General features: G+C 74.7%; 16 protein-coding genes and 2 pseudogenes. 12 read left to right on the top strand and 6 right to left on the bottom strand.

Annotated elements, in window-relative coordinates; translation table 11 throughout:
* Nucleotides 1–36: 36 nt before the first annotated feature.
* Nucleotides 37–1107, top strand: coding sequence for a PfkB family carbohydrate kinase (locus MTQ10_RS02145; RefSeq protein WP_247461576.1), 1071 nt, complete (start codon nucleotides 37–39; stop codon nucleotides 1105–1107).
* 139 nt (nucleotides 1108–1246) lie between these two features.
* Here MTQ10_RS02145 and MTQ10_RS02140 read toward each other — a convergent pair.
* Nucleotides 1247–1966, bottom strand: a pseudogene (locus MTQ10_RS02140) (M1 family aminopeptidase); the annotation flags it as partial.
* Between the two features lie 189 nt (nucleotides 1967–2155).
* Between MTQ10_RS02140 and MTQ10_RS02130 the strand changes: the two are divergent.
* Nucleotides 2156–3793, top strand: a complete 1638-nt coding sequence (locus MTQ10_RS02130) for an ABC-F family ATP-binding cassette domain-containing protein (protein WP_247461574.1) — start codon at nucleotides 2156–2158, stop codon at nucleotides 3791–3793.
* 72 nt (nucleotides 3794–3865) lie between these two features.
* On the opposite strand, the gene MTQ10_RS02125 is transcribed toward MTQ10_RS02130, so the two are convergent.
* Complete coding sequence (locus MTQ10_RS02125; protein WP_247461572.1) at nucleotides 3866–6244, bottom strand: Tex family protein; 2379 nt, start codon at nucleotides 6242–6244, stop codon at nucleotides 3866–3868.
* A 164-nt stretch (nucleotides 6245–6408) separates the two neighbouring features.
* Between MTQ10_RS02125 and MTQ10_RS02120 the strand changes: the two genes are divergently transcribed.
* From MTQ10_RS02120 to MTQ10_RS02100, 4 genes are all read left to right on the top strand, one after another.
* A complete protein-coding gene (locus MTQ10_RS02120; protein ID WP_247461618.1) occupies nucleotides 6409–7548 on the top strand; it encodes a PP2C family protein-serine/threonine phosphatase in 1140 nt (379 codons plus the stop codon).
* A gap of 90 nt (nucleotides 7549–7638) precedes the next feature.
* The gene (locus tag MTQ10_RS02115; protein WP_247461570.1) at nucleotides 7639–8001 is read left to right on the top strand and encodes an effector-associated constant component EACC1; all 363 of its coding nucleotides are present in this window, start codon (nucleotides 7639–7641) and stop codon (nucleotides 7999–8001) included.
* A 3-nt stretch (nucleotides 8002–8004) separates the two neighbouring features.
* The gene (locus tag MTQ10_RS31220) at nucleotides 8005–11016 is read left to right on the top strand and encodes a VWA domain-containing protein (RefSeq protein ID WP_308404532.1); all 3012 of its coding nucleotides are present in this window, start codon (nucleotides 8005–8007) and stop codon (nucleotides 11014–11016) included.
* Between the two features lie 300 nt (nucleotides 11017–11316).
* On the top strand, nucleotides 11317–12732 hold the full coding sequence (locus MTQ10_RS02100; protein WP_247461569.1) for an extracellular solute-binding protein: 1416 nt from the start codon (nucleotides 11317–11319) through the stop codon (nucleotides 12730–12732).
* Between the two features lie 20 nt (nucleotides 12733–12752).
* On the opposite strand, the gene MTQ10_RS02095 is transcribed toward MTQ10_RS02100, so the two are convergent.
* Nucleotides 12753–12953, bottom strand: a complete 201-nt coding sequence (locus MTQ10_RS02095; RefSeq protein WP_247461567.1) for a hypothetical protein — start codon at nucleotides 12951–12953, stop codon at nucleotides 12753–12755.
* A gap of 185 nt (nucleotides 12954–13138) precedes the next feature.
* Between MTQ10_RS02095 and MTQ10_RS02090 the strand changes: the two genes are divergently transcribed.
* Nucleotides 13139–14482 (top strand): helix-turn-helix domain-containing protein, encoded by a 1344-nt coding sequence (locus MTQ10_RS02090; RefSeq protein ID WP_247461565.1) that lies wholly within the window; start codon nucleotides 13139–13141, stop codon nucleotides 14480–14482.
* A gap of 30 nt (nucleotides 14483–14512) precedes the next feature.
* Here the strand turns inward: MTQ10_RS02090 and MTQ10_RS02085 are convergent, their stop codons facing one another.
* Complete coding sequence (locus MTQ10_RS02085; protein WP_247461563.1) at nucleotides 14513–15301, bottom strand: hypothetical protein; 789 nt, start codon at nucleotides 15299–15301, stop codon at nucleotides 14513–14515.
* A 230-nt stretch (nucleotides 15302–15531) separates the two neighbouring features.
* Between MTQ10_RS02085 and MTQ10_RS02080 the strand changes: the two genes are divergently transcribed.
* Nucleotides 15532–16503: a nucleoside hydrolase gene (locus tag MTQ10_RS02080; protein WP_247461561.1), complete on the top strand. Its 972-nt coding sequence runs from the start codon at nucleotides 15532–15534 to the stop codon at nucleotides 16501–16503.
* Nucleotides 16504–16510: 7 nt separating this feature from the next.
* Here MTQ10_RS02080 and MTQ10_RS02075 read toward each other — a convergent pair whose 3' ends face one another.
* Nucleotides 16511–17233 (bottom strand): DUF4142 domain-containing protein, encoded by a 723-nt coding sequence (locus MTQ10_RS02075; protein ID WP_247461613.1) that lies wholly within the window; start codon nucleotides 17231–17233, stop codon nucleotides 16511–16513.
* 588 nt (nucleotides 17234–17821) lie between these two features.
* Between MTQ10_RS02075 and MTQ10_RS02070 the strand changes: the two genes are divergently transcribed.
* The 3 genes from MTQ10_RS02070 to MTQ10_RS02060 all read left to right on the top strand — a co-directional run bounded on the left by MTQ10_RS02070 (nucleotide 17822) and on the right by MTQ10_RS02060 (nucleotide 22612).
* Nucleotides 17822–18505, top strand: coding sequence for a carboxypeptidase regulatory-like domain-containing protein (locus MTQ10_RS02070; RefSeq protein ID WP_247461559.1), 684 nt, complete (start codon nucleotides 17822–17824; stop codon nucleotides 18503–18505).
* A gap of 207 nt (nucleotides 18506–18712) precedes the next feature.
* Nucleotides 18713–21058: a LuxR C-terminal-related transcriptional regulator gene (locus tag MTQ10_RS02065; RefSeq protein WP_247461557.1), complete on the top strand. Its 2346-nt coding sequence runs from the start codon at nucleotides 18713–18715 to the stop codon at nucleotides 21056–21058.
* A 417-nt stretch (nucleotides 21059–21475) separates the two neighbouring features.
* Nucleotides 21476–22612, top strand: coding sequence for a M23 family metallopeptidase (locus MTQ10_RS02060; protein ID WP_247461555.1), 1137 nt, complete (start codon nucleotides 21476–21478; stop codon nucleotides 22610–22612).
* Between the two features lie 65 nt (nucleotides 22613–22677).
* Here MTQ10_RS02060 and MTQ10_RS02055 read toward each other — a convergent pair whose 3' ends face one another.
* Nucleotides 22678–24108: an alpha-lytic protease prodomain-containing protein gene (locus MTQ10_RS02055; RefSeq protein WP_247461553.1), complete on the bottom strand. Its 1431-nt coding sequence runs from the start codon at nucleotides 24106–24108 to the stop codon at nucleotides 22678–22680.
* A 250-nt stretch (nucleotides 24109–24358) separates the two neighbouring features.
* On the opposite strand from MTQ10_RS02055, the pseudogene MTQ10_RS02050 reads away from it, so the two are divergent.
* Nucleotides 24359–24577 (top strand): annotated as a pseudogene (locus MTQ10_RS02050) (DUF2201 family putative metallopeptidase); the annotation flags it as partial.

The following is a 24577-nucleotide window of genomic DNA, read 5'->3' as shown; positions in this document are numbered from 1 at the left end:
CCGGCGGATGTCAGTGCCGTCGCCTACGGTGGCGTCATGTCGGAGATCGAACACGTCCGGGGTGACGCCACCACACCCCTCGGCAGAGGCGCCGAAGCGATCGCCCGTGTCCCCGACGACATCGGGGGGACGGGCGAAGGGCGCAACGCGGTGACGGTGCACGACCACGGGGGAGGGCATGTGACGGAGCAGGACATCGATGTGCTCGTGCTGGGCGGCGCGGGCGTGGACACGATCGTGTACGTGCCCGAGCTGCCGCTGCCCTACCGGGACAGCTACCCCATCGACTCCGGCATCCGCACCCGCGCCGGACAGACCGGGGACTTCACGGCGCTGGGGCTGGCCGCGCTCGGGCTGACCGTCCACCATCTCGACCTGCTCGGCGACGACCCCGAGGGCGACCTCGTGCGTGCTTTCCACCGCGACCACGGCATCGCCCTGACCGCCGTGCCGCAGCCCGCCGGCACCAAACGCGCCGTCAACCTCGTCGGGCCCGACGGCCGCCGGCTGTCCCTGTACGACACCAGCCGCTCCCGCCCCGGCGACCGGCTGCCCGAGAACACCGTCCGCGCGCTCGCCGCCCGCGCCCGGCACGCGCACGTCTGCATCACCCCGCCCTGCGCCGATCTGCTGCCGCTGCTGCGGGAGACGGGCGTCACCGTCTCCACCGACCTGCACGACTGGGACGGCGTCAATCCCTACCACGAGCCGTTCGCGTTCGGCGCGGACATCGTGTTCCTCTCCGCCGCCGCCCTCGACGACCCCGAGACTGTCATGCGCGACATCGCCGGCCGCGGTCGTGCCCGGCTGGTCGTCGCCACCGCCGGGGCGGAGGGCGCGCTGCTGCTCGCCGACGGCGAGCTGACCCGCGTACCGGCGCTGGCCCCGCCCGCCCCGGTGGTGGACTCCAACGGGGCGGGCGACGCCTTCGCGGCGGCCTTCCTGCACGGCCTGCTGGACGGTGAGCCGCCCGAGCGGTGCGCCCGCCGGGGTACCGTCGCCGGCGCCCACGCCTGCACGGTGCCCGCCACCGAGGCCGCGGCCCTCACCCGCGAGGAACTGCTGGCCCGCGAGACCGCTGCCGGCCCCGCGCCCTCCATACCCTGAACGGGCGCCGGCTGCCGGTCCGGGCGAGCGCCCGCGGCGGGCGGTGCCTGCGGCGCCGCTCCGGGCGGTCAGGGCGCACGTCAGGGGCCGACCCGAGCGGCCACCGGGACCGGCCGCACCCCGGACGGTGCCGTGCGGCTCAGTGCGCGTGCACCCCGTTCGTCGCCGCGATCTTCTTCCAGGACCTCGGCTCCACCGGCGTACCCCCGGCGCCCGACGTCCGCGCCGCCGACGACACCTTCCCCCCGGTGAACACGTCGGGCTTCACCGGCTGGAACAACCAGGTGTCGAACAGCGTTGCCAGCGGCTTGCCCGACACCCGCTCGGCGTACCGCTGGAAGTCGGCGACGGAGGCGTTGCCGTACGCGTACCGCTTCGGCCAGCCCTTGAGGATCGCGAAGAACGCGTCGTCGCCGATCTCGTCCCGCAGCGCCTGAAGCGCCAGCGCGCCCCGGTCGTAGACGGCGATGTCGAACTGGTTCTCCGGGCCGGGGTCGCCCGGCCTCACCGTCCAGAACGGATCGTCCGCCGGGTGCGAGGCGTACACGTGGTCCGCGAGTTCCCGCGTGGTGCCCTCGCCCTCGTGCTCGGACCACAGCCACTGCGCGTACCGGGCGAAGCCCTCGTTGACCCAGATGTCCTTCCAGCCCCGGACGGACACCAGGTCGCCGTACCACTGATGGGCCAGCTCGTGCACGACGACCGAGGTGTTGGAGCCGTTCGCGAACTGCCGCGGGCTGTAGAACGGCCGGGTCTGCGTCTCCAGCGCGTACCCGGTGTTCGTGTTCGGCACATACCCGCCGAGCGCCTCGAACGGGTACGGACCGAACCAGCCGGCCAGCCAGTCGGCGATCTTCCCGCACCCGCACCCAGGAGATCTTCGACGGTGTCCTCGGCGCGGGCACCCACCGCATCCCCCTGGACCCCAAGGCGGTACGGGGCCGAGCCTTCGTCGAGGCACGGACCTCGTCGGACGTCCTCGTACAGGCGCTGCCGCACTGAACCGCAGGGAGCACCACCGCGCCGCCCCCATAGAATCGGCGCCCTGATGACTGCCACCCTCGTCGCCAAGAACCTTGCCGCCGGACACGGCGACCGCACCCTGTTCAGCGGGCTCGACCTCGTCGTCGCCCCCGGCGACGTGATCGGCCTCGTCGGGGCCAACGGCGCCGGAAAGTCCACCCTGCTCGGACTGCTCGCCGGACTGACCGCGCCCGGACACGGCGAGGTGCGGCTCTCCCCGCCGACCGCGACCGTCGGCCACCTCCCGCAGGAACCGGACCGCAGACCGGGGGAGACCGTCCGCGAGTTCCTCGCCCGCCGCACCGGCGTCGCCGAGGCACAGCGCGCGATGGACGCCGCCACGCAGGCCCTCGTCGACGGCGCGCCCGGCGCCGACGACGCCTACGCCACCGCCCTGGAGCGCTGGCTCGGCCTCGGCGGCGCAGACCTCGACGAACGCGCGGAGGAGACCGCCGACGCGCTCGGACTCGCCGTCGGCCTGGACCGGCCGATGACCGCCCTGTCCGGCGGTCAGGCCGCCCGCGCCCAGCTCGCCTCCCTGCTGCTGTCCCGCTACGACGTGTTCCTCCTCGACGAGCCCACCAACGACCTCGACCTGGACGGGCTGGAACGGCTGGAACGCTTCGTGACCGGGCTGCGCGCCGGCACGGTCGTCGTCAGCCACGACCGCGAGTTCCTCACCCGCACCGTCACCAAGGTCCTCGAACTCGACCTCGCCCAGCAGCGGATCACCCTGTACGGCGGCGGCTACGCGGCCTACCTGGAGGAGCGGGAGGTCGCCCGCCGGCACGCCCGCGAGGAGTACGAGGAGTACGCCGACAAGCGTTCCGCCCTGGAGGAGAGGGCGCGCATGCAGCGTGCCTGGATGGACAAAGGCGTCAAGAACGCCCGCCGCAAGGCCGGCGACAACGACAAGATCGGCCGGAAGTTCCGCAGCGACGCCAGTGAGAAACAGGCCGCGAAGGCCCGCCAGACGCAGCGTCTGATCGAGCGGCTCGACGTCGTCGAGGAACCCCGCAAGGAGTGGGAGCTGCGCATGGAGATCGCGGCGGCCCCGCGCTCCGGCGCGGTCGTCGCCACCCTGCGGGACGCGGAGATCCACCGCGGCGACTTCACCTTCGGCCCCGTCAGCCTGCAGATCGACTGGGCCGACCGGGTCGCCGTGACCGGCGCGAACGGCGCCGGAAAATCCACCCTGCTCGGCGCGCTGCTCGGCCGCGTCCCCCTGGACGCCGGGCACGCCGCGCTCGGCTCCGGTGTCCTCGTCGGCGAGGTCGACCAGGCGCGCGGCCTGTTCCACGGCCCGCAGACCCTGCTCGACGCGTTCCGCGCGGCCGTACCCGACACCGAGCCCGTCGAAGTGCGCACCCTGCTCGCCAAGTTCGGGCTGAAGGCCGCTCATGTGCTGCGCCCGGCGGCGAGCCTGTCACCGGGGGAGCGGACCCGGGCCGCGCTCGCGCTGCTCCAGGGCCGGGGCGTCAATCTGCTGGTGCTGGACGAGCCGACCAACCATCTGGACCTGCCGGCGATCGAGCAGCTGGAGTCCGCGCTCGACGCCTACGAGGGCACGCTGTTGCTGGTCACCCACGACCGCCGCATGCTCGACGCGGTGCGTGTCACCCGCCGCCTGGAGGTCGCCGACGGGAAGGTGACGGAACGCTGAACGGGGCGGGCCGGCACGGGCCCGAGCCAGGGGCCCGGCCGTCGCACGTGCGACGGCCGGACCCCGGCCGGGTCAGCTCCGGCCGCCCTTCTTCGGGTCGAGCAGGCCCGCGCGGCGCAGCGCGTCGGCCATGGCGCTGTTCGCCGGGGGCGGCGCCTGCCGGCCGCCGCCCGCCCGGTTGCCGCCGCGGCCCTGACGCTGCTGCGGCGGACGCCCGCCGCGCGGCCGGCCGCCGCCCTGCCCGGTGCGCTCGGCCGGGGCGGCCTCGTCGTCCAGGCGCAGCGTCAGCGAGATCCGCTTGCGCGGGATGTCCACGTCCAGGACCTTCACCTTCACGATGTCGCCCGGCTTGACGACCTCGCGGGGGTCCTTCACGAAGCTCTTCGACATCGCCGACACATGGACCAGACCGTCCTGGTGGACACCGACGTCGACGAACGCGCCGAACGCGGCCACGTTCGTCACCACGCCCTCGAGGATCATCCCGGAGGACAGGTCGGAGATCTTCTCCACGCCCTCCTTGAACGCGGCGGTGCGGAACGCGGGCCGCGGGTCGCGGCCGGGCTTCTCCAGCTCCTTCAGGATGTCCGTGACGGTCGGCAGACCGAACGTGTCGTCCACGAAGTCCTGCGGCCTCAGCGACCGCAGCACCGCTGTGTTGCCGATCAGCGCGGCGACCTCCTGGCCGGTGCGCTTCACCATGCGGCGCACCACCGGGTACGCCTCCGGGTGCACGCTGGACGCGTCCAGCGGGTCGTCGCCGCCACGGATGCGCAGGAAGCCCGCGCACTGCTCGTACGCCTTCGGGCCGAGCCGCGGCACCTTCTTCAGCTGGGCGCGGGAGGTGAACGGGCCGTTCGCGTCGCGGTGCGCCACGATGTTCTCCGCGAGCGACGAGGTGATGCCGGAGACGCGGGCGAGCAGCGGCGCGGACGCGGTGTTCACGTCGACTCCGACGCCGTTCACACAGTCCTCCACCACCGCGTCCAGCGAGCGGGACAGCTTCACCTCGGACAGGTCGTGCTGGTACTGGCCGACACCGATCGACTTGGGGTCGATCTTCACCAGCTCCGCCAGCGGGTCCTGGAGCCGGCGCGCGATGGAGACCGCGCCGCGCAGCGACACGTCCAGGTCGGGCAGCTCCTGCGAGGCGAACGCCGACGCCGAGTACACGGAGGCGCCCGCCTCCGACACCATCACCTTGGTCAGCTTCAGCTCGGGATGCTTCGCGATCAGCTCACCGGCGAGCTTGTCCGTCTCACGGGAGGCGGTGCCGTTGCCGATGGCGATCAGCTCGACCGCGTGCTCCTTCGCCAGCCGCGCCAGCTTCGCGACGGCCTCGTCCCACCGGTTGGCCGGGACGTGCGGGTGGATGACGTCGGTGGCGACGACCTTGCCCGTGGCGTCCACGACGGCGACCTTCACGCCCGTGCGGTACCCGGGGTCGAGGCCGAGCGTCGCGCGCGTGCCCGCCGGGGCGGCGAGCAGCAGGTCCCGCAGGTTGGCCGCGAAGACCCGTACGGCCTCGTCCTCCGCGGCCGTGCGCAGCCGCGTGCGGATGTCGATGCCGAGATGCACCAGGATGCGGGTGCGCCACGCCCAGCGGACCGTGTCCGCAAGCCACTTGTCGGCGGGACGGCCCCGGTCGGCGATCCCGAACCGGGAGGCGATGACGGACTCGAACGACGACGGGCCGTCCGTCGGCTCCTCCGGCACCAGTTCGAGATCGAGGACCTCCTCCTTCTCGCCGCGCAGCATCGCGAGGATCCGGTGCGAGGGCAGCTCGGTGAACGGCTCGGCGAAGTCGAAGTAGTCGGCGAACTTGGCGCCCGCCTCCTCCTTGCCCTCGCGGACCTTCGCGGCCAGCCGGCCCCGCACCCACATGCGCTCCCGCAGCTCACCGATGAGGTCGGCGTCCTCGGAGAACCGCTCGGTGAGGATCGCGCGGGCCCCGTCGAGCGCGGCCTGCGGATCGGCGACCCCCTTGTCCGCGTCGACGAAGGCCGCCGCGGCGGCGAGCGGCTCCACGCCCGGGTCGTTCAGCAGCCCCTCCGCCAGCGGCTCGAGACCGGCCTCACGGGCGATCTGCGCCTTGGTGCGCCGCTTCGGCTTGTACGGCAGGTAGATGTCCTCCAGCCGCGCCTTCGTCTCGGCGCCGCGGATCCGCGCCTCCAGCTCGTCGGTGAGCTTGCCCTGCTCGCGCACCGACTCCAGGATCGCCGTGCGCCGCTCCTCCAGCTCCCGCAGATAGCGCAGCCGTTCCTCGATCGTGCGCAGCTGCGCGTCGTCGAGCATCTCGGTCGCTTCCTTGCGGTAGCGGGCGATGAAGGGCACCGTCGAACCGCCGTCCAGCAGTTCCACGGCGGCCTTGACCTGCCGCTCCCGTACGCCGAGCTCCTCGGCGATCCTGCCTTCGATGGACCCTGCTGCCAGGGACCCGGGTGTCGTCACGATTGCCGTACCGCCTTCTCCACTTCGGGGTGCGCGGCAATTGTGGCAGGTGGCACCGACAACCGGGGATCAGGGCGGCCCCGGCGGGCGCGCCGACGGCCACCACCGGGCAGCACGCGCGGCCTCCCGCCCCCGCCCGGGAGCGGCCCGACCGGCACTTCCCGATCGCGCGGCGCAACGCCGTACGCCGCCATGAACTGCTGCGGCTGCGGGGCCGCAGCGTGGCCTGGACACCACCGCTGCTGCTGCTCGTCTCGATCGCGGTCGTCGACGTCAACACCCCGCCCACGTTCCGCATCGTCTCCTGGATCGTCCTCGTGCCCGGTATCGCCGCCGCGCTGTGCGGGGTGACCGGCACCGCCGTGTTCGCGGTGCTCGCCCTGTGCACGTACGCCGTCGTCGACAGCGGCTGGGGCGAGGGCGCGCACGCGAGCCTCAGCGACTTCGTCCTCGTCGCTCTCGGCGGCATCCTCGCCACGCTGACCTGCGCGGTCCGTATCCGCGGCGAGGTGCGCATGCTGCACATGACACGGATCGCGGAGACCACCCGCCGTACCGTGCTGCGCCCGCTGCCGCCCGGCTGGGGCGGCCTTGAGCACGCCGCCGTGTACCTCGCAGCGGACAGCGCGGCACGCGTCGGCGGCGACTTCTACGACATCCAGCCCTGCCCGTACGGCACCCGCGTCCTCCTCGGCGACGTCCAAGGCAAGGGGCTCGGCGCGGTGGAGGCCGCCGCCGCGCTCCTCGGCACGTTCCGCGAGGCCGGCTACCACGAGCCGCGCCTGGAGACGGTCGCCGCACGCCTGGAGACCCGTATGGTCCGCCACCGCGGCCATCTCGTCGCGCTCGGCCGGGACGACGACAGCGAACGTTTCGCCACCGCCCTCCTGCTCGGCTTCCCCGCCGGCGACCCCGGCATCGTCGAGATCGCCGACTTCGGGCACGAACCGCCCCTGGTGGTCGGCCCGCGCACGGTACGGATGCTGCCGCCCGGCGACGGACTGCCGCTGGGCCTCGGCGACCTGGCCGACGGCGGCCCGCCCGCCGTGCGCCGGGTGCCGCTCGCGCCCGGCGAGACACTGCTGCTGGTCACCGACGGCGTCACCGAGGCCCGCAACGGGGAGCACGTCTTCTATCCCCTCGTCGAGGAAGTACGGCGCGCCGTCGCCGCCGACCCCCGCGCCGCCGACCCGCGCCGCCTGGTCGCCCTGGTCAGGGACGGCACCCTCCGCCACTGCGGGGGCCGGCTCGCCGACGACACCACGGTGTTCGCGGTGCGCCGCCCGGACGGCGCCCGGAGCTGACCCGGGCCCGGTGCCGAGGTGGGGGTGTCGATCACATCGAGTGTGCACGGGGTCTCCCTCAGTGCCGGGAGCGGTGTCATGATGTGGACCATGACGGAGGGGGATGCAGTGGCCGGTCCCGGCATCCGGGTCCGGCTGGAGGGAAACGTCAGCGGCAGCGACGTCGGCGCCCTGCGCAAGTGGCTGGAACAGGAACAGGCGCTCGCCGAACTGCTGCGTGACCGCAAGGTGCGGGTGGAGGAACGCCACCGCACCGACGCGCCCGCCGGGCACATGGGGCTCGGCACGGAGATCCTGCTGGTGATCGTCGAGACGGGGACCACGGTCACCGTGGCCTCGCTGACCCAGCACGTCGAACGGGCGGTGCGGGCCTGGCTGGCCAACCGCCGCCGTGTGGAGAGCGGGGAGCAGCCCCGCCCGGACATCAGGGAACTGGACTCCGACGAGAGCTGACCGGTGAGCGGTTACGACCCGAGCGGCAGGACGAACCGGGCGCTGCTGGTCGGCGTGTCCGAGTACGACCATGTCCGGCCGTCCGACCGGGAGGGCGTGCCGGGCCCGTTACCGGCCGTCCGCCACAACCGCGTCCGGCTGCGGGAGGCGCTGCGGCGGACGGGGCTGTTCGACAGGGGCCGGATCGTGGTGTGCCCGTCGCCGCCGCACGACGTGTTCAACGAGGCGCTGCGGCAGGCCGCACGCGAGCCCTGCGGGCTGCTGCTGTTCTACTTCGCCGGGCACGGCATCGTGCCGAAGGCGGGCGACGAGCTGTTCTTGCAGATGAGCAATGCGCGGGTGGTCGCGGGCGAGCAGGACGCCTTCCCCAACGCGGTGCCGTTCACGGAGGTGCTGGCACAGCTCGTCGGCAGCCGCGCGGAGCGGGTCGTGGTCGTCCTGGACTGCTGCTACGCGGGCAACGCCGCCGCGATCTGGCACCGGTTCGACCACGTCAAGCGGCGCAAGACGCTGCTGCTGATGAGCGTGCAGGCGAACCGTCTCATCCCCGCCGGCGACAGCGGCCTGCCGACGCCGTTCACGCGGGAACTCGTACGGCTCCTCGACGACGTCGACGGGGGTGCCGGGGGCGAGGAGTTGTGGCTCTCCGGGCTGTACGAGCTGCTGAAGGAGCGGATGACCGCAGCCGGGCACCGCACCGCGTTCGACGATCCGCAGGACCCGCAGGGCGTGTGGGAGCCGGGCGAGGACGTGCTGCTGCGGCCGGGCGAGACACGTGCGGTGGCCCTCGGCGGGAGACGGGCCGACAGACCCGCCGCCGGATCCGCCGAGAGCCCCGGCGGGGCGTCGACCGCGACCCCGGCCACTCCTCTGGAGACGACCCCGGCCACGACTCCTGAGACGGCCCCGGGCACAACCTCGGCCACGACCACGGCCGCCTCCGCCACGACCACGGCCGCATCAACCACCTCGGCCGACACGTCCACCTCGGCCGCCTCGGCCGGGAGACGGGCCGAGGCAGGCCCGCCCGCCGACCCGGCGGCCGTACCGACTCGTGTCACCGCCCCGGAACCGGCCGGAACCGCCGCCGCTGCCGCCACCACCGTTCAGGGCGGGGGAACCGCCACCCCGGACCTCCCGCCGCACCCGCACCCGTCCCCCGACCCGTCGTCGTCACCCGGGCCGGGGAGCGAACCGGCCGGGGACTCGTCACGGTTCGCCTTCCCGCGCCGCGCCGCCGCCCTCGTCGTACGGCTCGTCCGGTGGCTGCGCGGGCTGCGCCCCCGTACCCGCCTGTTGCTGCTGGCGCTGGTCCTGCTCGCCGCCACGACCGGCGGCTACGGCGTCACCCGCATCGTCGGCGGGCCGGCCGGTGGGGACGCGGCCTGCGTGCCGCCGCTGGAGCTGCGGGTCCTCACCGACCCGGAGCTGGAGCCGACGGTCAGGGCGGCGGCGACCGCCTTCCTCACGTCGGACGCGAACACCGTGCACGGCTGCCGCCGTACCGGCATCACCGTGTACAGCGCGGGCGCCGCCGACGCACTGACCGCGCTGCGGGAGCGGACCGACGCCTGGCAGGAGCCGCGCGACGAGGACGACGATCCGCAGCGGGACATCGGCCCGCAGCCGGACGTGTGGATTCCCGCCACGGGCGCCGACGTGCCGAGGGTGACCCTGGACCGGGACGTACGGGCGTACGCCGACCTGGAGGCGGAGCAGGAGCCGCTGGCGTACTCACCGCTGGTGCTGGCCGTGCCCCAGGGCCTCACCGACGGCGCCCGCGCCGCCGGGGACGGCTCCGGGGTGCGGACCGGCCGCGCGCTGGCCGCCATGGTGAGCGAGCTGCGGCAGCGGCACCCGCAGGCGGAGGTACGCCGCCCCGACCCGGAGTACACCGACAGCGCGCTCCTCGCCACGACCGGCCTGTACACCGAGCCGGAGAAGGCACGGGCCGCCGAACAGACCCTCGCCCAGCCGGGCAGGCCTGCGCAGACGGCCGCCGAACTGTTGTGCGCCCTGCCCGAGGACCGGGCCGCGGACGAACGCACGGCGGCGCTGGTGCCGGAGTTCCTGCTGAAGAGCGGTGTCGGCTGTGCCCGCACGGCACGGGTGCCGCGTGTGGCGTACTACCCCGGCGATGTGCCCGCCCTGGCGCCCGCCTTCGTGCGGGTGCGCTGGCGGGACGGCGACCGGGACGCCGCCGCGCGGGACGAGGCCGTGGCGTCCTTCCGCGACTGGCTGTACGACGCGGACGGAGGCCGTGAGGTGTTCGGCCGGGACGGTTTCCGCTCGGCAGGGGACCGGCACACCCTCCTCGACGACGGCAAGCCCGGCGGGGGCGTCCTCGCCGCGCTGCCCGGCTCCGCGCTGCGGGACACGGCGGAGCCGGGCGAGCTCAACGCGACGATGCGCGCCTACCGCGGCGCGAACGGTCCCGGCCGCGTGTTGTTCCTGCTGGACAGCTCCGGCTCGATGGGCGGCAACCGCTGGCAGGGCGCGAGCGGCGGCCCCAGCCTGCTCAAGCAGTCCCTGACCGGGCTCGGCCCGCAGGACGAGTACGGGGTGTGGGCGGTGTACGGCACCTCAGGACGGGGCTGGGCACCACTGCTGCCGTTCGGCCACCACGAGCGGGCCGACGCCGAGCGGGTGCTGAGCGACGCAGGCCGCACGCACGTGTACGACGCGGAGGCCGACCCGCACCGGGCGCTGCTGGCGGCACTGGACGACATGGCGGGCCGGGGCACCGACGACGACCGGCCTCAGCTGATCGTCCTGCTCACCGACGACGAGGACAACACCCGCCTGACCGGCGACAACCTCACCGCCGTACTGGAGCGGGCCCGGTCGGCGGGCGTGCCGGTGGCGATCGTGTCGCTGGAGAACGGCGCCTGCGACGCGGGCCGGCCCGACGCGCGGATCGCGGAGGCCGCCGGCGGACGCTGCCTCGACGCCGGCGACGACCTGGGCGCCGGCCTCCACGACGAGGTGGCCCGCACCGGGACGGGGGACGAGTGACGTGACGGGGCACGGGGAGGAGCGGTGAAACACCGGACGGGCACACGGGGGAGCGGGGCATCGACAGGGCCGCGACGGCACGACCGGATCGGAGCGCTTGGCCGGACCTGGGGGTACGGCCGGAGCGGGACGAACGGCAGGCCCTCGACGAACGGCAGGCCATCGGCGTACGACACGACGTCGGTGTACGGCAGGACCCCGGTGTACGGCAGGACCCCGGTGTACGGCAGGACCCCGGTGTACGGCAGAACCGCCGCGCACGGCAGGACCCCGGCGTACCCGGGATTGCTGCCGAGTCGGGTGGCCGCTCGGAGGCGTCGGCCGCAGACCGTCCTGTTCCTGTTCCTGCTCCTGCCCCTGCTGCTGACGCTCGCCTCCTGCACCGGCGGTCCCGGCGGCGGTGGGCCTTCCGGCGGGGTGCCGTCGCGGGCGGAGGCGTCGGGGGAGATCGTCGTGGCCAGCGGCCGGGACGTCACCGGCAAGAACGGCATCCGGCAGCAGCTCATCGACGCCTGGAACGCCCGGCAGGGTTCCTCCGGCTGGAGCGCCCGCCTGGTGGAGCTGCCCGGCTCGGCCGACGAGCAGCGCAGCCAGCTCCTCGGCGCCCTGCAGTCGGGCAGTGCCCGCTACGACGTGGTGAACCTGGACGTGACCTGGGTGCCGGAGTTCGCCGAGGCCGGTCTGATCCGCCCGCTGGGGCCGGAGGCGGTCGCCGACCCGGGGGATGTGATCCCGGCCGTCGCGGCGACGGCCGACTGGCGCGGGGAGCGCTACTCGGTGCCGTTCAACAGCGATGTCGGCCTGCTGTACTACCGGCGTGACTACCTGGCGCGGGCCGGGGTACGGCAGACCGACCTGAGCCGGGGCGTCGGCTGGGACGAGCTGCACGAGCTGATCGACCAGGTCGACGCCGACCCGCCGCCCGGTTACGAGGCCGGCTGGACCACCCAGCTCGCCGGTTACGAGGGCCGTACCGTCAACGCGGTCGAGGCGTTCGCGTCGGCGCGGCCCGCCTCACCGCTCACCGACGAGGACGGCCACTACCGGGCCGGCCAGGACGACCTGTGGGCCGGGCTGACCGAACTGTGGGGCCGTACCGTCTCCGACGACATCCTGGACCACGCGTTCACCTCCGACGAGGCGGCGACGCTCAGCGACTTCGCGGACGGCCGCACCGCGTTCCTGCGGCACTGGCCGTACGCCTACCGCACCCTGCACCAGACGTTCTCCGAGGCCCAGCTCGGTGTCACCACACTGCCCGGCGCCGCCGTGCTCGGCGGGCAGAACCTGGCCGTGACGTCGTCGTCGCCCCGGGCCCGCAAGGCGGCCGAGCTGATCCGTTTCCTCACCGACGCCGACAGCGAACGCTGCCTGCTGGACGCCGGGTTCGCGGCGACCCGCCTCTCCGCCTACCGCGACGACCGGCGCCGGTGCACCCATGTCGCCGAGCCGTCCGCGCCGTCCGCCTCGCCCTCGGCGACCGGTGAGGCCACCGACCGCATGCCGCGCGACAAGGCGGGGCGCCCCGCCTACGCCGTGGACATCCTGCTGCCGGCGTTGCAGCACGCGGTGCAGCGACCGCGTACCCCGCTGTACGGGGCGTTCACGCAGACGTTCATCGCCGAGCTGGACGCGGTGTTCACCCGGCACACCGCGCCGGACGAGAAACTGGTGCGCCACGTGGACGAGGCGCTGCGGCGGGCACTGCCGGACTGAGGCCGGCCGCCCGGCGGGCCTCAACGCTGCCGCACCACCGCCGCGTTCACCGAGCCGGCCGTGTCCAGTGAGCCCGCCGTGTCCGCCGAGGCAGGCGCGCCGGTCGTGCTCACCGGGCCCGCCGCCGGGACGGGACGGTCGGCGGCTCTCGCGGGGCCCACGCTGGCGGCGGTGACCAGCGCGGCGACGGCGACGACGGCTGCGGCGCAGGCACGGGCCACGGGGGAGGAGGGGCGTCCGTGGGGTATGGAGCGGCGTCCGGACACGGCAACCTCGCAGGGCGGGCGAGAACGGGCAACAACAACTTTCGGCAACGACGGTTAAGCGCAGTTAATCCGCCGTTTAACCTAGGGGTCGGCCATGGGCAACGGCAAGAGGGCCCTGGGGAGTTGAGGGGTGCGGTGCGGTGGGCGAACGGGACGAACCCGAGGTCATCGGACGTCGGGTGCAGCGGCTGCGCGGACAGCGCGGCCTGACCCAGCGGCAGTTGGCGGAGCCGACGTACACACCCGCCTACATCTCCACCCTGGAGGCCGGCCGCGTGCGGCCCTCCGACGCGGCGCTGCGGCACATCGCCGACCGGCTCGGCGTCGCCGTCGAGGAACTCGCCACCGGCCGCCCCGCCCGTCTCGTCACCGACCTGCGGCTGAGGCTCACCGAGGCGCAGCGCACCCTCGCCACCGGCGAGGCCGACGACGCCCGCGAGCAGTACGCGGCGCTGCTCGCCGAGGCCGAGGCGCACGACCTGGACGAGGTGCGCGCGACCGCCCTGCTGGGGCTCGGCGACTGCGCCCTGGAGACCGGCGATCTCATCGACGCCCGCCGCCACTTCGAGCAGGCGGAGCAGATCCTCGCCGGGGAGCCGCTGCCGGCGCGCGCGCCGGCACTGCGCGGCCGGGCCGTCTCCCACTATCTCGCCGGTGAACTCCGGTACGCCGTCTATCTGCTGGAGTCCACGCTCGACGAGCTGAACCGGGGAGGCCTGCACGACCCGGAGGCGCTGCTGCTGCTGTACACGGCGATCATCGGCCCGTACATGGACCTCGGCGCGCACGCGCGCGCCGCGCAGGCCGCCGAGTTCGCGCTGGCCCTCGCGCCCAGCGTCGCCGACCCGGCGCTCGTCGCGCGCATGCACCGATCCGTCGCCCGCACGCTGCTCGCCGAGGGCAGGCTGGCCGAGGCCGACACGTCCCTCGCCAAGGCCGCCGAACTGTACCGGCAGCAGCAGATCCGCACCGAGCTGGCCAACTGCCACTGGATGCGCGGCTATGTGTACGCGCAGGGCGGCCGGCTGGAGGAGGCCGAGCGGGAGCTGCGCGAGGCGCTGGCCATGCTCACCGCCAAGCGGGCATCGCTGTACACCAGCCAGGTCACCGTCGAGCTGGCGGACGTGCTGCACCGGCGGGGCCGCTCGGCGGAGGCGGCGGAGCTGCTGCACGGCGTCCTCGACGACCTGACCTCGGAGCGCGGCGCCGTGCACGCCGCCGCCGCGCACCGGCTCCTCGGCATCATCGCCGAGGACGCCCGTGAGACGGAGACCGCCGAGGAGCACTACGTCCGCGCGCTGAGCCTGCTGGAACGGGCCGGTGCCGCCGGCGACCTCGCCGACCTGTGCCGGCTCCTCGGCGACCTGCTGCGCCGTACCGGCCGGGTGGAGGCCGCCCTGGACGCGTACCGCACCGGCCTCGGCCACCGCACCGCCCCCGGCACGACCACGCTCGGCCCGGCGCCGGCGCAGCCGCCGCTGTGAACGCGCCGGGCGGCCCGCGCCGCCGCTGCCTCAGACGAGGACCCGCCCCTGCCGGCGTACGTCGGCCAGCCGCTGCGCGCCGATCTGCACGGCGGTCTGGGTGGCGTCGGTGGGAAGGTCGCCGAGGCTGCCGTTGGTGACGGCGAACGCGTCGTCGCCGACCCGCACCACCACGACGTCCATGGTGAGCACGGTCCCCTCGCCGGTCTCCTCCGACACGGGCCCCGACAGGGTGAGCCGCAGCCCCTGCCGGTCGTCGCCGACCGCCGGGAGCGCGTAGTCGAGGACCTGCACGCTCTGCACTCCGGAGCGGAGCGTCGTCGCGTCGAAGCGGGCGCACTTCTGCGGCAGGGTGCGCATCCACGCCAGGACGCGGTCGACGTCGGCGCGGGGCGCGGCGGACACCTGGTAGCGCAGCTGCGCCTCGGTGTCGAACTCGTCCAGCCCGACCAGCGCCCGCGGGTCCGCGCCGAGCATCTCGTCGGCGTACACCAGGTCCAGCAGCCGCTGGCAGTCCGGTGCCGTGGTGCCGGCCTTCAGCAGCCCGTCCCGCCACAGCGCGGTGCCCCGGCTCGGCCCCCAGGCGCCGCCCAGGTCGGCGGCGGTGACCAGCGCGGCCTGCGCCTGCGCGGGGGTGAGCGCGGGCACGGCCGCCGGGGACGGGGCGGGCGCGGCGCCGCTGCGGGCCGGCTTCGGGGTGACGGGCGGGGTGGTGCGGCCCTGCCCCATCTCCAGGTACGTACCGGAACACCCGGCGGCGCCCAGCAGGGCGCCGGCGCACAGCGCGGCCGAGACGAACAGGACACGGGTGCGGGCCATCGGGGCTCCCAGTCAAGATCGCGGAGTTGTGTTTCTCCAGGTCAGCAGCGACGGTGCGGGGCTGCCAGCGGGGAGGTCCCGACGGGTGACGGGTGACGGAGCGGGGCGATGCCGGACGGGAGGGCGCGGCAGGGGGCCGTGCCGTGTGCGGCGGGCCGGCGGGGGCGGTGTCGTATCGGCGCGCGCGTCGTCCGCCGCATATCGTCGGTACGACGGAAGGAGCGCCGCCCGTGAGCCAGCCGCAGCAGTCCCCCATCCCCGTGATCATCGACTGTGACACCGGGGTGGACGACGCCCTCGCCCTGCTCCTCGCCGTCCGGCACCCGGGGCTCGACGTCCGGGCGATCACCTGCGTCGCCGGCAACACGGACGTCGACGGTGTCGTCCGCAACACACTCACCGTGCTGGAGCAGGCGGGCGCCCCCGACATCCCCGTCGCGCGGGGCGCCGAACGCCCGCTGATCGAGCCGGCCCGGCACGCCCCCGTGCACGGCAGCGACGGCATGGGCGACCTCGGCCTTCCCGCGCCCTCGCGCCGCCCCGTCGACGTGGACGCGGTGACGCTGCTGCGCCGTGAGATCCTCGCCTCGCCGACGCCGGTGACGCTGATCCCCACGGCCCCGCTCACCAACATCGCGCTGCTGCTGCGCACCCACCCGGAGGTCACCCGCAACATCGCGCGGATCGTGTTCATGGGCGGCGCGGTGGAGGTGGGGAACGCCACCCCGGTCGCCGAGTTCAACGTGTGGCACGACCCGGAGGCCGCCGCGATTCTCCTCACGGCGGGCGTGCCGATCACCATGTACGGGCTGGACGTGTTCACGCGGGTCGTGGTGCCCGCACCGACCGTGCACCGGCTGCGCGCGAGCCGTGACCCCGGCACCCGGCTCGCCGGTGATCTCCTCGCCCACCGCCCCGCCACGCCGGGCGGTTCCCCCGACGACTCGGAGGCGGGCGGGCTCGGCGACGCGGGCGCGGTGTGCACGGTGGCCGACCCGGGCGGCGTCACCACGCGTGCGCTGCCCGTCGAGGTGTCCCTGGCGCCCGGCCCGACGCGCGGTCAGACGATCGTCGACCGCCGGGTCCGGCCGGGCGAGGCGGAGCACCACGGCGAGGGGCGCACCACGCCCCTGGTGGACGTGGCGGTGGACGTCGACGTGGACCGCTTCGTGAAGCTGTACCTGGAGACGGTGGAGCGCTGACGGGCCGTCAGCGCACCGTTGACGACGGGGCGGGCGCCGGGTCGCCGGGCAGGGCGACCGGTGTGGAGGTGGCGTTCGGGGGCGGCGTGAGCACCACCTGGGGCTGCCCGGCCGCCGGCGGCGGCGGGGTGACCTCGGAATCCGGCAGCTTCGGCGGGAACGTCTGCTGGAACAGCGCCTGGTCGAAGTCGACCAGGCCGGTCTTCTCCATGACCGTGATGTGGTCCAGGACGGTGTCGTTCGCCTGGTCGGCGAGCGCCCGGACCAGGCTGTTCTTGGTCGTGGACCGGATCTTCGCGATCGTGGTGAAGATCGAACCGTGCGTGGTCCGCAGGATGTTGGCGAAGTCCGAGTCGAACTGCTTGCCGCTGTCGGAGTTCAACTGGGCCACGAACTGCTGCTGCTGGGGGCTGGCCACGTTCGGCAGCTGGATGTTCAGCATCGGGGCGATCCTGCGGCACGTGGTGTCCAGCGCCGCATGCCCGTCGATCAGATGCTCACCGGCGGTCACGACCTCCTTCGTGGTGCCCTTCTTGACCGCCATCTGCCCGACCGGGTACTCCCACAGGCCCGCCGCCCGCACCTTCACCACGAAGTCCCGGTCGCCTTCGGTGAGCGGACCCCACTGGGTCTGGGCGATGATGCGCTGGGAGTCCGTCGACACCGTCTTCAGGCCGAGCATCGTGGGATAGGCGAGCGCGACCAGCGTCAGACTCAACGCCCCGCCCACAAAGAGGGTTCCCGTCGCGTTCCGCGAAAGCCGCACCAATGCCTCCTGCCCGGTCGGTTACCACCCCCGGCAGGGGGCGGATCGGACACAGGGGAATACGGACGCGGGACGCCCGGAAACCTTTTGGTTTGGTAAAAAGTCGCGGCAGTTCGTGAACCGGCGCCGGGTGCGCTCCGTCCGCACCGCCCGGACGAGTGGCCCCGCCCCGGCACCTTCGCCCATGTGGTCGAACGGCGTGCGGCACACCGGGCCCCGGTCATGAGAATCGAACGGGGGTGCAGGACCGAACCGCTCGTTGCCAAGGGAGTCGCCCCGATGACGAACCCGAGACCGCACCTGGGACCAGACCTGAGACCAGATCTGAGACCAGAACCGAGATCGGACCTCAGATCAGACCTGAGATCGGACCTGAGATCGGACCTGAGATCGGACCTGAGATCGGACCTGAGACCGCAGCCTGGAGGGCGGCTTTGGCGCCCCTGGGCACGCCCCGGCCGCGCGGGCGCCCTCGCCCTGTGCGCCGCCGCGGCTCTGCCCGCCTTCTTCCCCGCCACGGCCGTCGCCGCCGGCACGGCCGCCCCGGTCCCGGTGCGCGCCGCCGCCCCGGCCGTCGCGCCCTCCGCCGGCCACGGCCGTGACCTGTGGGGCGCCGTGACGATCGTGCCCGGCCGGGAGGGCGTCCTGGAGGTCGCCGGATACGAGGGGCCCGCGCCCGGCGCCGGCTCCCGGCTGACCCTGACCGCGCCCGGTGCCGCCCGTGTCACCGACCTGCCCCTCGACGCCGTCGGCTACCGGGGTGCCGTCTCCGCCGACCGCGCCAGCGCCACGTACACCTACGCGGGCACGCCGCAGGAGACCCACCCCTGGCAGGACCGTTCGTTCCCCTTCGTTCTGGCCGTGCCCGCGAACGCCGTCCCCGGCACCCGCCTGCCCGGCTGCGCGCTGAGCCTCACCGACGCGCACGGCACCGCCCTCGACGACGGCACCTGCACGGTCACCGTCGGCCTGCCCGAGCCGGAGCTGACCGCGCCGCTGTCCGGAGTGGCCGGCGGCAGCCGCCCGCCGACGGCCGGCACCGCCTACCCCGGCGCCCAGGTCAGCGTCCGCGACCAGGACGAGAACGAGGTGTGCTCCACCACCGCGCGCACCGACGGCAGCTGGTCCTGCCTGCCCGGAGTGGACCTCCCCGCGGGCCCGGTGCGGCTCCAGGCCACCGCCACGTTCAACGGGGTGTCGGCGACGAGCGAGCAGATCGACATCACCGTGGTCTGAGACCGCCGTCGCCGTGGTCCCGCTCACGGCAGCCCGCCGCCCGCGTCGTCAGCCCGCGCCCCCGCCTCACCCCTCGGGCGGACGTTCGAGGCGTCCCCCTCGTGCGGGTGATAGATGTGTATCCCACCTAGGTACGCGCTCACGCGGGGGAGTCATGTCCCTACGCTGTGATCGACAGGTGCGTAGAGCGTACGGGGGCGGCGGAACGTGGGATTCGGCTTCGGGCAGCGGCGGGGAGGCCAACTCCCCACGGAACTGACCGGGTTCGTCGGACGGGCGGACGAACTCGCCCTGATCCGCGTCACACTGGCGTCCGCACGGCTGGTCACCCTGGTCGGCCCCGGCGGCGTCGGCAAGAGCCGCACCGCGCTGCGGGCCGCCCGCGAGGCGCAGGGCCGCTTCCCCGACGGGGTGCGGCTGGTGGAGCTGTCCGGGCTGCACGACGCCGAACTGGTGCCCGCCGTGCTCGCCGGGGCGCTGGAACTGCCCGAGCAGTCCGGCATGAGCCCGCTGGACGCGGTGGTGGAGCATCTGCGCAGGCGGCGCCTGCTGATCGTCCTCGACACCTGCGAACATCTCGTCGACGCCTGCGCGATGCTCTGCGACATCCTGCTGCGCGAGGCGCCCGGCCTCAGCGTCCTCGCCACCAGCAGACAGCCGCTGGACGTGCCCGGCGAGCACTGCGTGCCGATCGCCCCGCTGCCGCCCGCCGACGCCGTCGAGCTGTTCGTGCAGCGGGCCGCCGCCGTCACCGGCGGACGCGGGGTGAGCGACACCGACCGGGAACGCACCCTCGCCCTCGTCGACCGGCTCGACGGCATCCCCCTCGCGCTGGAGCTGGCCGCGGTACGGCTGCGGGCGGTGCCGCTCGCGGAACTGGTCGCCCGGCTCGACCGCCGCTTCGAGGTGCTGACCGGCGGCCGGCGCACCGCGCTCGCCCGGCATCAGACCCTGCGTACCGCCATCGACTGGTCGTACGACCTGTGCACCGCGCGCGAGCGGCTGCTGTGGGCGCGGCTCAGCGTGTTCGCGGGCACCTTCGACCTGCGGGCCGCCGAGAGCGTCTGCGCGGGCGGCGACCTGCCCGCCGAGCGTGTCGTGGAGGCGCTGATCGGGCTCGTCGACAAGTCGGTCGTGCAGCGCGTCGGCGAACACGGGGACCGCTACCGGCTGCTGGACACCATCCGCGAGTACGGCGCCTGCCGGCTCGCCTCCGCCGACGACCGGGCCGACGTACGCGCCCGGCACTTCGCCCACTACGAGGAACTCGTCGCCCGCTTCTGGGACGAGTTCACCGGCCCCTCCCAGGTGGCGCTGCACCGCGCGGTCCGGCGGGACGCGGCCGATGTGCGGGCCGCGCTGGAGTACGCGTGCGCGACCGAGGGGCGGGCCGTGGACGCGCTGTGGCTGGCGGCGCGGCTCGGCCCGTACTGGCGGGCGGCCGGCACGCTGTCCGAGGGCCGGTACTGGATCGACAAGGGTTTGGAACGCACCCCCGAGGACTGCCCGCAGCGGGCCTGGGGTCTGTTCATGACCGGCGTGTTCGGGATCTGGTCCGGCGACCTCGCCACCGCCGCCGAACGGTTCCCGCAGGCCCACGCCGTGGCGAGACGGGCCGGTGAGCGGCGCGTCCAGCTGTTCACCGAGGCCTATCTGGGCGCGCTGACCGCGCTGGGCGGCGCCGTCGAGGAAGGGCTCGCCGCCCTGGAGGACGCCCGCCGCCGCATCGTCGACTCCCGCGACCGCCTCGGCATCGGCGTCGTCCACTACGAGGCCGCGCTGCTGCGGGCCGTGCTCGGCGACCCGGCCGGCGCGCTGGACCTGTGCGCCACCGGTCTCGCGCACCTGGAGGGCACGGGGGAACGGCAGCTGTACGCGTCCACGCTGGCCGTGCAGGGGATGATCCTCGCGCTGACCGGCAAGCACGAGGAGAGCGCCGGACTGTTCGGGCGCGCCCTGCGGGCCGCCGGGGAGATCGGCGAGGTGCTGGTGGCGGCGCTGGCCTGCCTGGGCCTCGCCTGGTACGAGGCGCGCCGCCGGCGCTGGGTGCGCGCCTGCTGGCTCCTCGGGTACGCCGAACACGCCCGCCACCTGGGCGGTGACCCGGTGGCGATGCTGCCGCGGCTGCTGGAGGAGCACGAGGCGGTGCAGCGTGCCGTGCGGGCCGCGCTCGGCGACACGGAGTTCGAGCGGTGGCGGGACACGGGCGCGCGCATGTCGGGGCGTCAGATCCTCGAGGCCGTCGAGTCCGGCCGTGACGAGCCGGACGTACGACCGGACGGTCCCGGCCGCTCCGGGGTGCCCGGCGGGCGGCCGGAGCGGGTGCGGGCGGCCGTGCCCCGGCAGGCGGCCGGCGGCATGCGTTCCGTGGACGTCCTCACCCGGCGGGAACGGGAGGTCGCCGCGCTCGTCGCGCAGGGCCTGTCCAACCGGGAGATCGCCGAACGGCTCGTCATCTCCAAACGCACCGTGGACGCCCACGTCGAGCACATCCTCGCCAAACTGGGCATCACGTCCCGCACGGACATCCCGGCGCCCGCGGGCCCTGGCTGACGGCTCGCGGCTGCGGCCGGGACGAGGTCCCGCGGCCGGGGCCGGGTGCCCGTACGGCCGTCCGAGGCGCCGTACGTAGGTAGCCGGGCCGCCGGGCCGGGCGGGGAGTAGGTGTACGGATCTTCGGTCGATCGTGATGCGCGGCAGGGGCCCGGCGCGGCAGCCTGGTGATGCCGCCCGGGGGACGAGCAGTTCCGGGTGTCGACACCGTGCACGGAATCCCCCACGGCTGTCGTGGCAGGCACTCGGCACCGAGCCTCCCCCTGGCGGCGCACAGCGGGGCTGCCCCTGGTCGGCGGGGCAGCCCCACTCAAGTCCGGCGCGAGCGGCGCCCGTACTGCGCTGAACGGAGGAACGCGCCGACGCATCGGGCCCGTTCGCCGCGCGTCGGCGGTCCGATCGGCCGAGGATCGGGCAATGCGACGAGTTCGAGCCGTCCTGCGGGCCGCCTTGGTGACGGCGACCGCCTTCGCGGTCGTCATGCTGCCGCCCCCGCTCCACGCTCCCGCGACCGCCCCGCCCGCCGCGCCCGACGACAGCCGGCCGCCCGCCCCGGGCGGCGACCTCTTCGACCGGGTCCTCGCGGACGCCGCCCGGCGCACCGCCGAACACGAGAAGGCCCGCGCCCGCGCCGACCGGCTGCGCCGCGAAGTGGCCCGGCTGCGGGCCGCGGCACAGGCGGCGGAGGCCGAGGAAGCAGCCGAGACCGCCGAGACCGCCGAGACCGTTGAGGGGGCCGCCGGAAAGGCCGCCGAGGGGCCGGAAGCGGCCGGGCCCGGGGACAGGGCCGACGCGAAGGGAGAAACGTCCGCCGCCGGCGGGAAGGCCGCAGGTGGTGGGAAGGCCGCCGCCGGCGGGAAGGCCGCAGGTGGTGGGAAGGCCGCCGCCGGTGGGAAGGCCGCAGGTGGTGGGAAGGCCGCCGAGCCCCGGTCACGCACCGGCACTCGCCGCGTCACCCGGGCCGACGTCGACCGGGCCGTCACCGAACTGCGCGCCGCCGAGCGGCAGCGCGCCCGGATCAGGGACCAGCTGTGGCGGCAACTGCGGAAGGTCCAGCCGGGCTTCACCACCGCCGCCCCCAACGGCTGCTCCCTCGGCCGCCGCAGCGGCCCCCCGCACCCCCGCCCGGACCACTGGGTGCCGCCCACCGCACGGCACCGGCTGACCGCCGGCTGGGACGCGCGCGGCGCACACTGGCGCTCCCGCCACACCGGCCAGGACTTCGCCGTGCCCAAAGGCACACCCGTACGCGCGGTCGGCCCCGGCACCGTCCGTGTCGTCTCCTGCGGCGACGCCTACGGCAACCAGGTCGTCGTCCGCCACGCCGACGGCTACTTCACCCAGTACGCGCACCTGTCCCGCGTCGACGTCCGGCCCGGTCAGCGTGTCGTCGCCGGGCAGCGCCTCGGCACGGCGGGCGCCACCGGCAACGCCACAGGACCCCACCTGCACTTCGAGGTCCGCGTCACCCCGTACCTGGGTTCCGCCGTACCGCCGCTGCCCTGGCTCGGGCGGCACGGCGTCGAACTGCGGGCCCAGCCGGCCAAGAGGTGACCCTGCCCGCGCCCGCGACCGCCCACCCCGCCGGACGTGTCACCGCCCGGCGGGGTGCCGTACCGTCAGAGCCGCTTCCACAGGGCGGGCGCCAGCTCCGGGGACCACGCGCTCTGCGCCTGGTGATCCTGGAGACACACGTACCGGACCTCGCCGTAGGTGACGGTCGTACCGGCCGCGTACACCCGGCCCTTCACCCAGGCGTCGGCCGCGTGGGTCTCCGGCGCGGGGACGGTGGACTCGGGGGTGGCCGTCGTGAGGGTGAGGCCGAAGTCGGCGAGGGTCGCGGTCAGCGGCTGGTAGTACGTCGTGCCGCCGCGCGTGCAGTCGCCGGAGCCGCCGGACAGCGTGCCCTGGCCCTGGGCGCCGGAGATGTACGGGCCGCCCGAGTCACCCGGTTCGGCGCACACGTCGGTCCGGGTCAGCCCGTCGACGCGGCCCTCGGCGTAGCGGACGCTGACGTTCTCCTGCTGGATCGTGCCGCAGTGCCAGCCGGTGGTGGAGCCCGACCGGCACACCGACGCCCCGACCAGCGCCCGTACCGCGCCGCTGACCTGCACGAGGCTGCCGCCTGCGCCCCTGACCTGCGGGGTGGCCGTCCAGTCGCTGTTGACGGCGATCCACGACATGTCCTTGCCGGGGAACACGGACTGCTGGAAGACGCCCTGGGGGGCCGTGTTCGCGCCGGCCGTCGTCGAACCGGGCTGCCCGCAGTGCCCCGCGGAGACGAAGCCCTGCTGGGTGTCCTTGGTGACGGAGAAGCCGACGGAGCAGCGGAACGTGTCGTCGATGTAGTAGGCGTCGCCGCCGACGATGTCGGCGAGGGCGCGCGGCTGCTCGTCGGAGACACGGACGGCGACCCGGCGGTCCCGCTGGAGACCGGCGGCCCGCAGGACGCGTTCGGCGGCGGCGCGGCTCGTGCCTTGCAGCACGACACGGTTCGTGCGGACGTCGACGTACCAGACGGGGGCGTCCAGGGCGACCGACCCGGCACGGTTGCGGACGGTCGCGGAGTCCAGCTTCTCCTTCACGGCCTTCAGCTCGTCCAGCGACGAGTCGACGACCGCCGGTTCGGCGCCCTGCGCGCGGATCGCGGCGGTGTCGTCCGAGGACGTCGTGGCCACGGTGAGGCCGGAGGCCGTCCCGCCGTTCAGCCAGGCGCCCGCGAACCGGTCACCGAGGGCGGTGCGCAGCAGGCCCGCGCGGGTTCCGGCCTCGGCCTCGTTCACCAGCCGCTGCGACGCCTCCTCGGCGGTCAGGCCCAGGTCGCGCTGCATGGCGCGCAGCAGCCCCGCCGCCGGCCGGTCCGCGCCGAGCGTCTGAGCCGCCGTCGGGGCGGACCCGGCCGCGGGACGCGGGTCGGCGCCCGACGCGGCGGCGACGGCCGACGGCAGCGCGGTGAGCAGCAGGGCGGCACCGGTGACCAGGACGGCACGGGGCGGTGCGGTGCGGCGTCTGCGGGCCGGTGCGGTGCCGGCGGGGCGGGGGAAGGTCATGCGGGGGCCCCCTCGGGCGGGACACGGGAACGTGTGAGGTCGGGTGCGGGGCCGCCGCCCGGTCGCGCCGGGTGCTGCCTTCGCGAAGCCAAGACCTAGCCGCGCGAGGGGCCGCGGACTCACTGCGCGGAGGGGTTCGCCGCGACGGGGGACGCCGGGCACGGCATGTGCAGTAGGCGGACGGCCCGCCAGGTCACCCGGGCCGCCGCGGGACATGCGTGAGGCCGGGCGCGCAAGCGCCCGGCCTCGGGGTGGGGACGGCGTACTGCCGAGTCTGCGGCGCAGGCCGCCTCGGGTGTGCGTGGTGATCGACACGTCGGGTCCGGTCAGTGACGCGGAGCTGGGCACGGCCCTGCTGGAGGTCACGGCGATCGGGCGGGCCGTGGGAGGGAGGCGTGATCAGGTCAGTGGGATCTCGTGCGATGCGGCGACGGGGCTCGCGCTGCCGTTGTGCCGGGCGGAGGGGGTC

It is taken from the genome of Streptomyces sp. XM83C (assembly GCF_023072675.1).
Taxonomy (GTDB): domain Bacteria; phylum Actinomycetota; class Actinomycetes; order Streptomycetales; family Streptomycetaceae; genus Streptomyces; species Streptomyces thermocoprophilus.
This window is presented reverse-complemented; position numbering and strand designations above follow the sequence as displayed.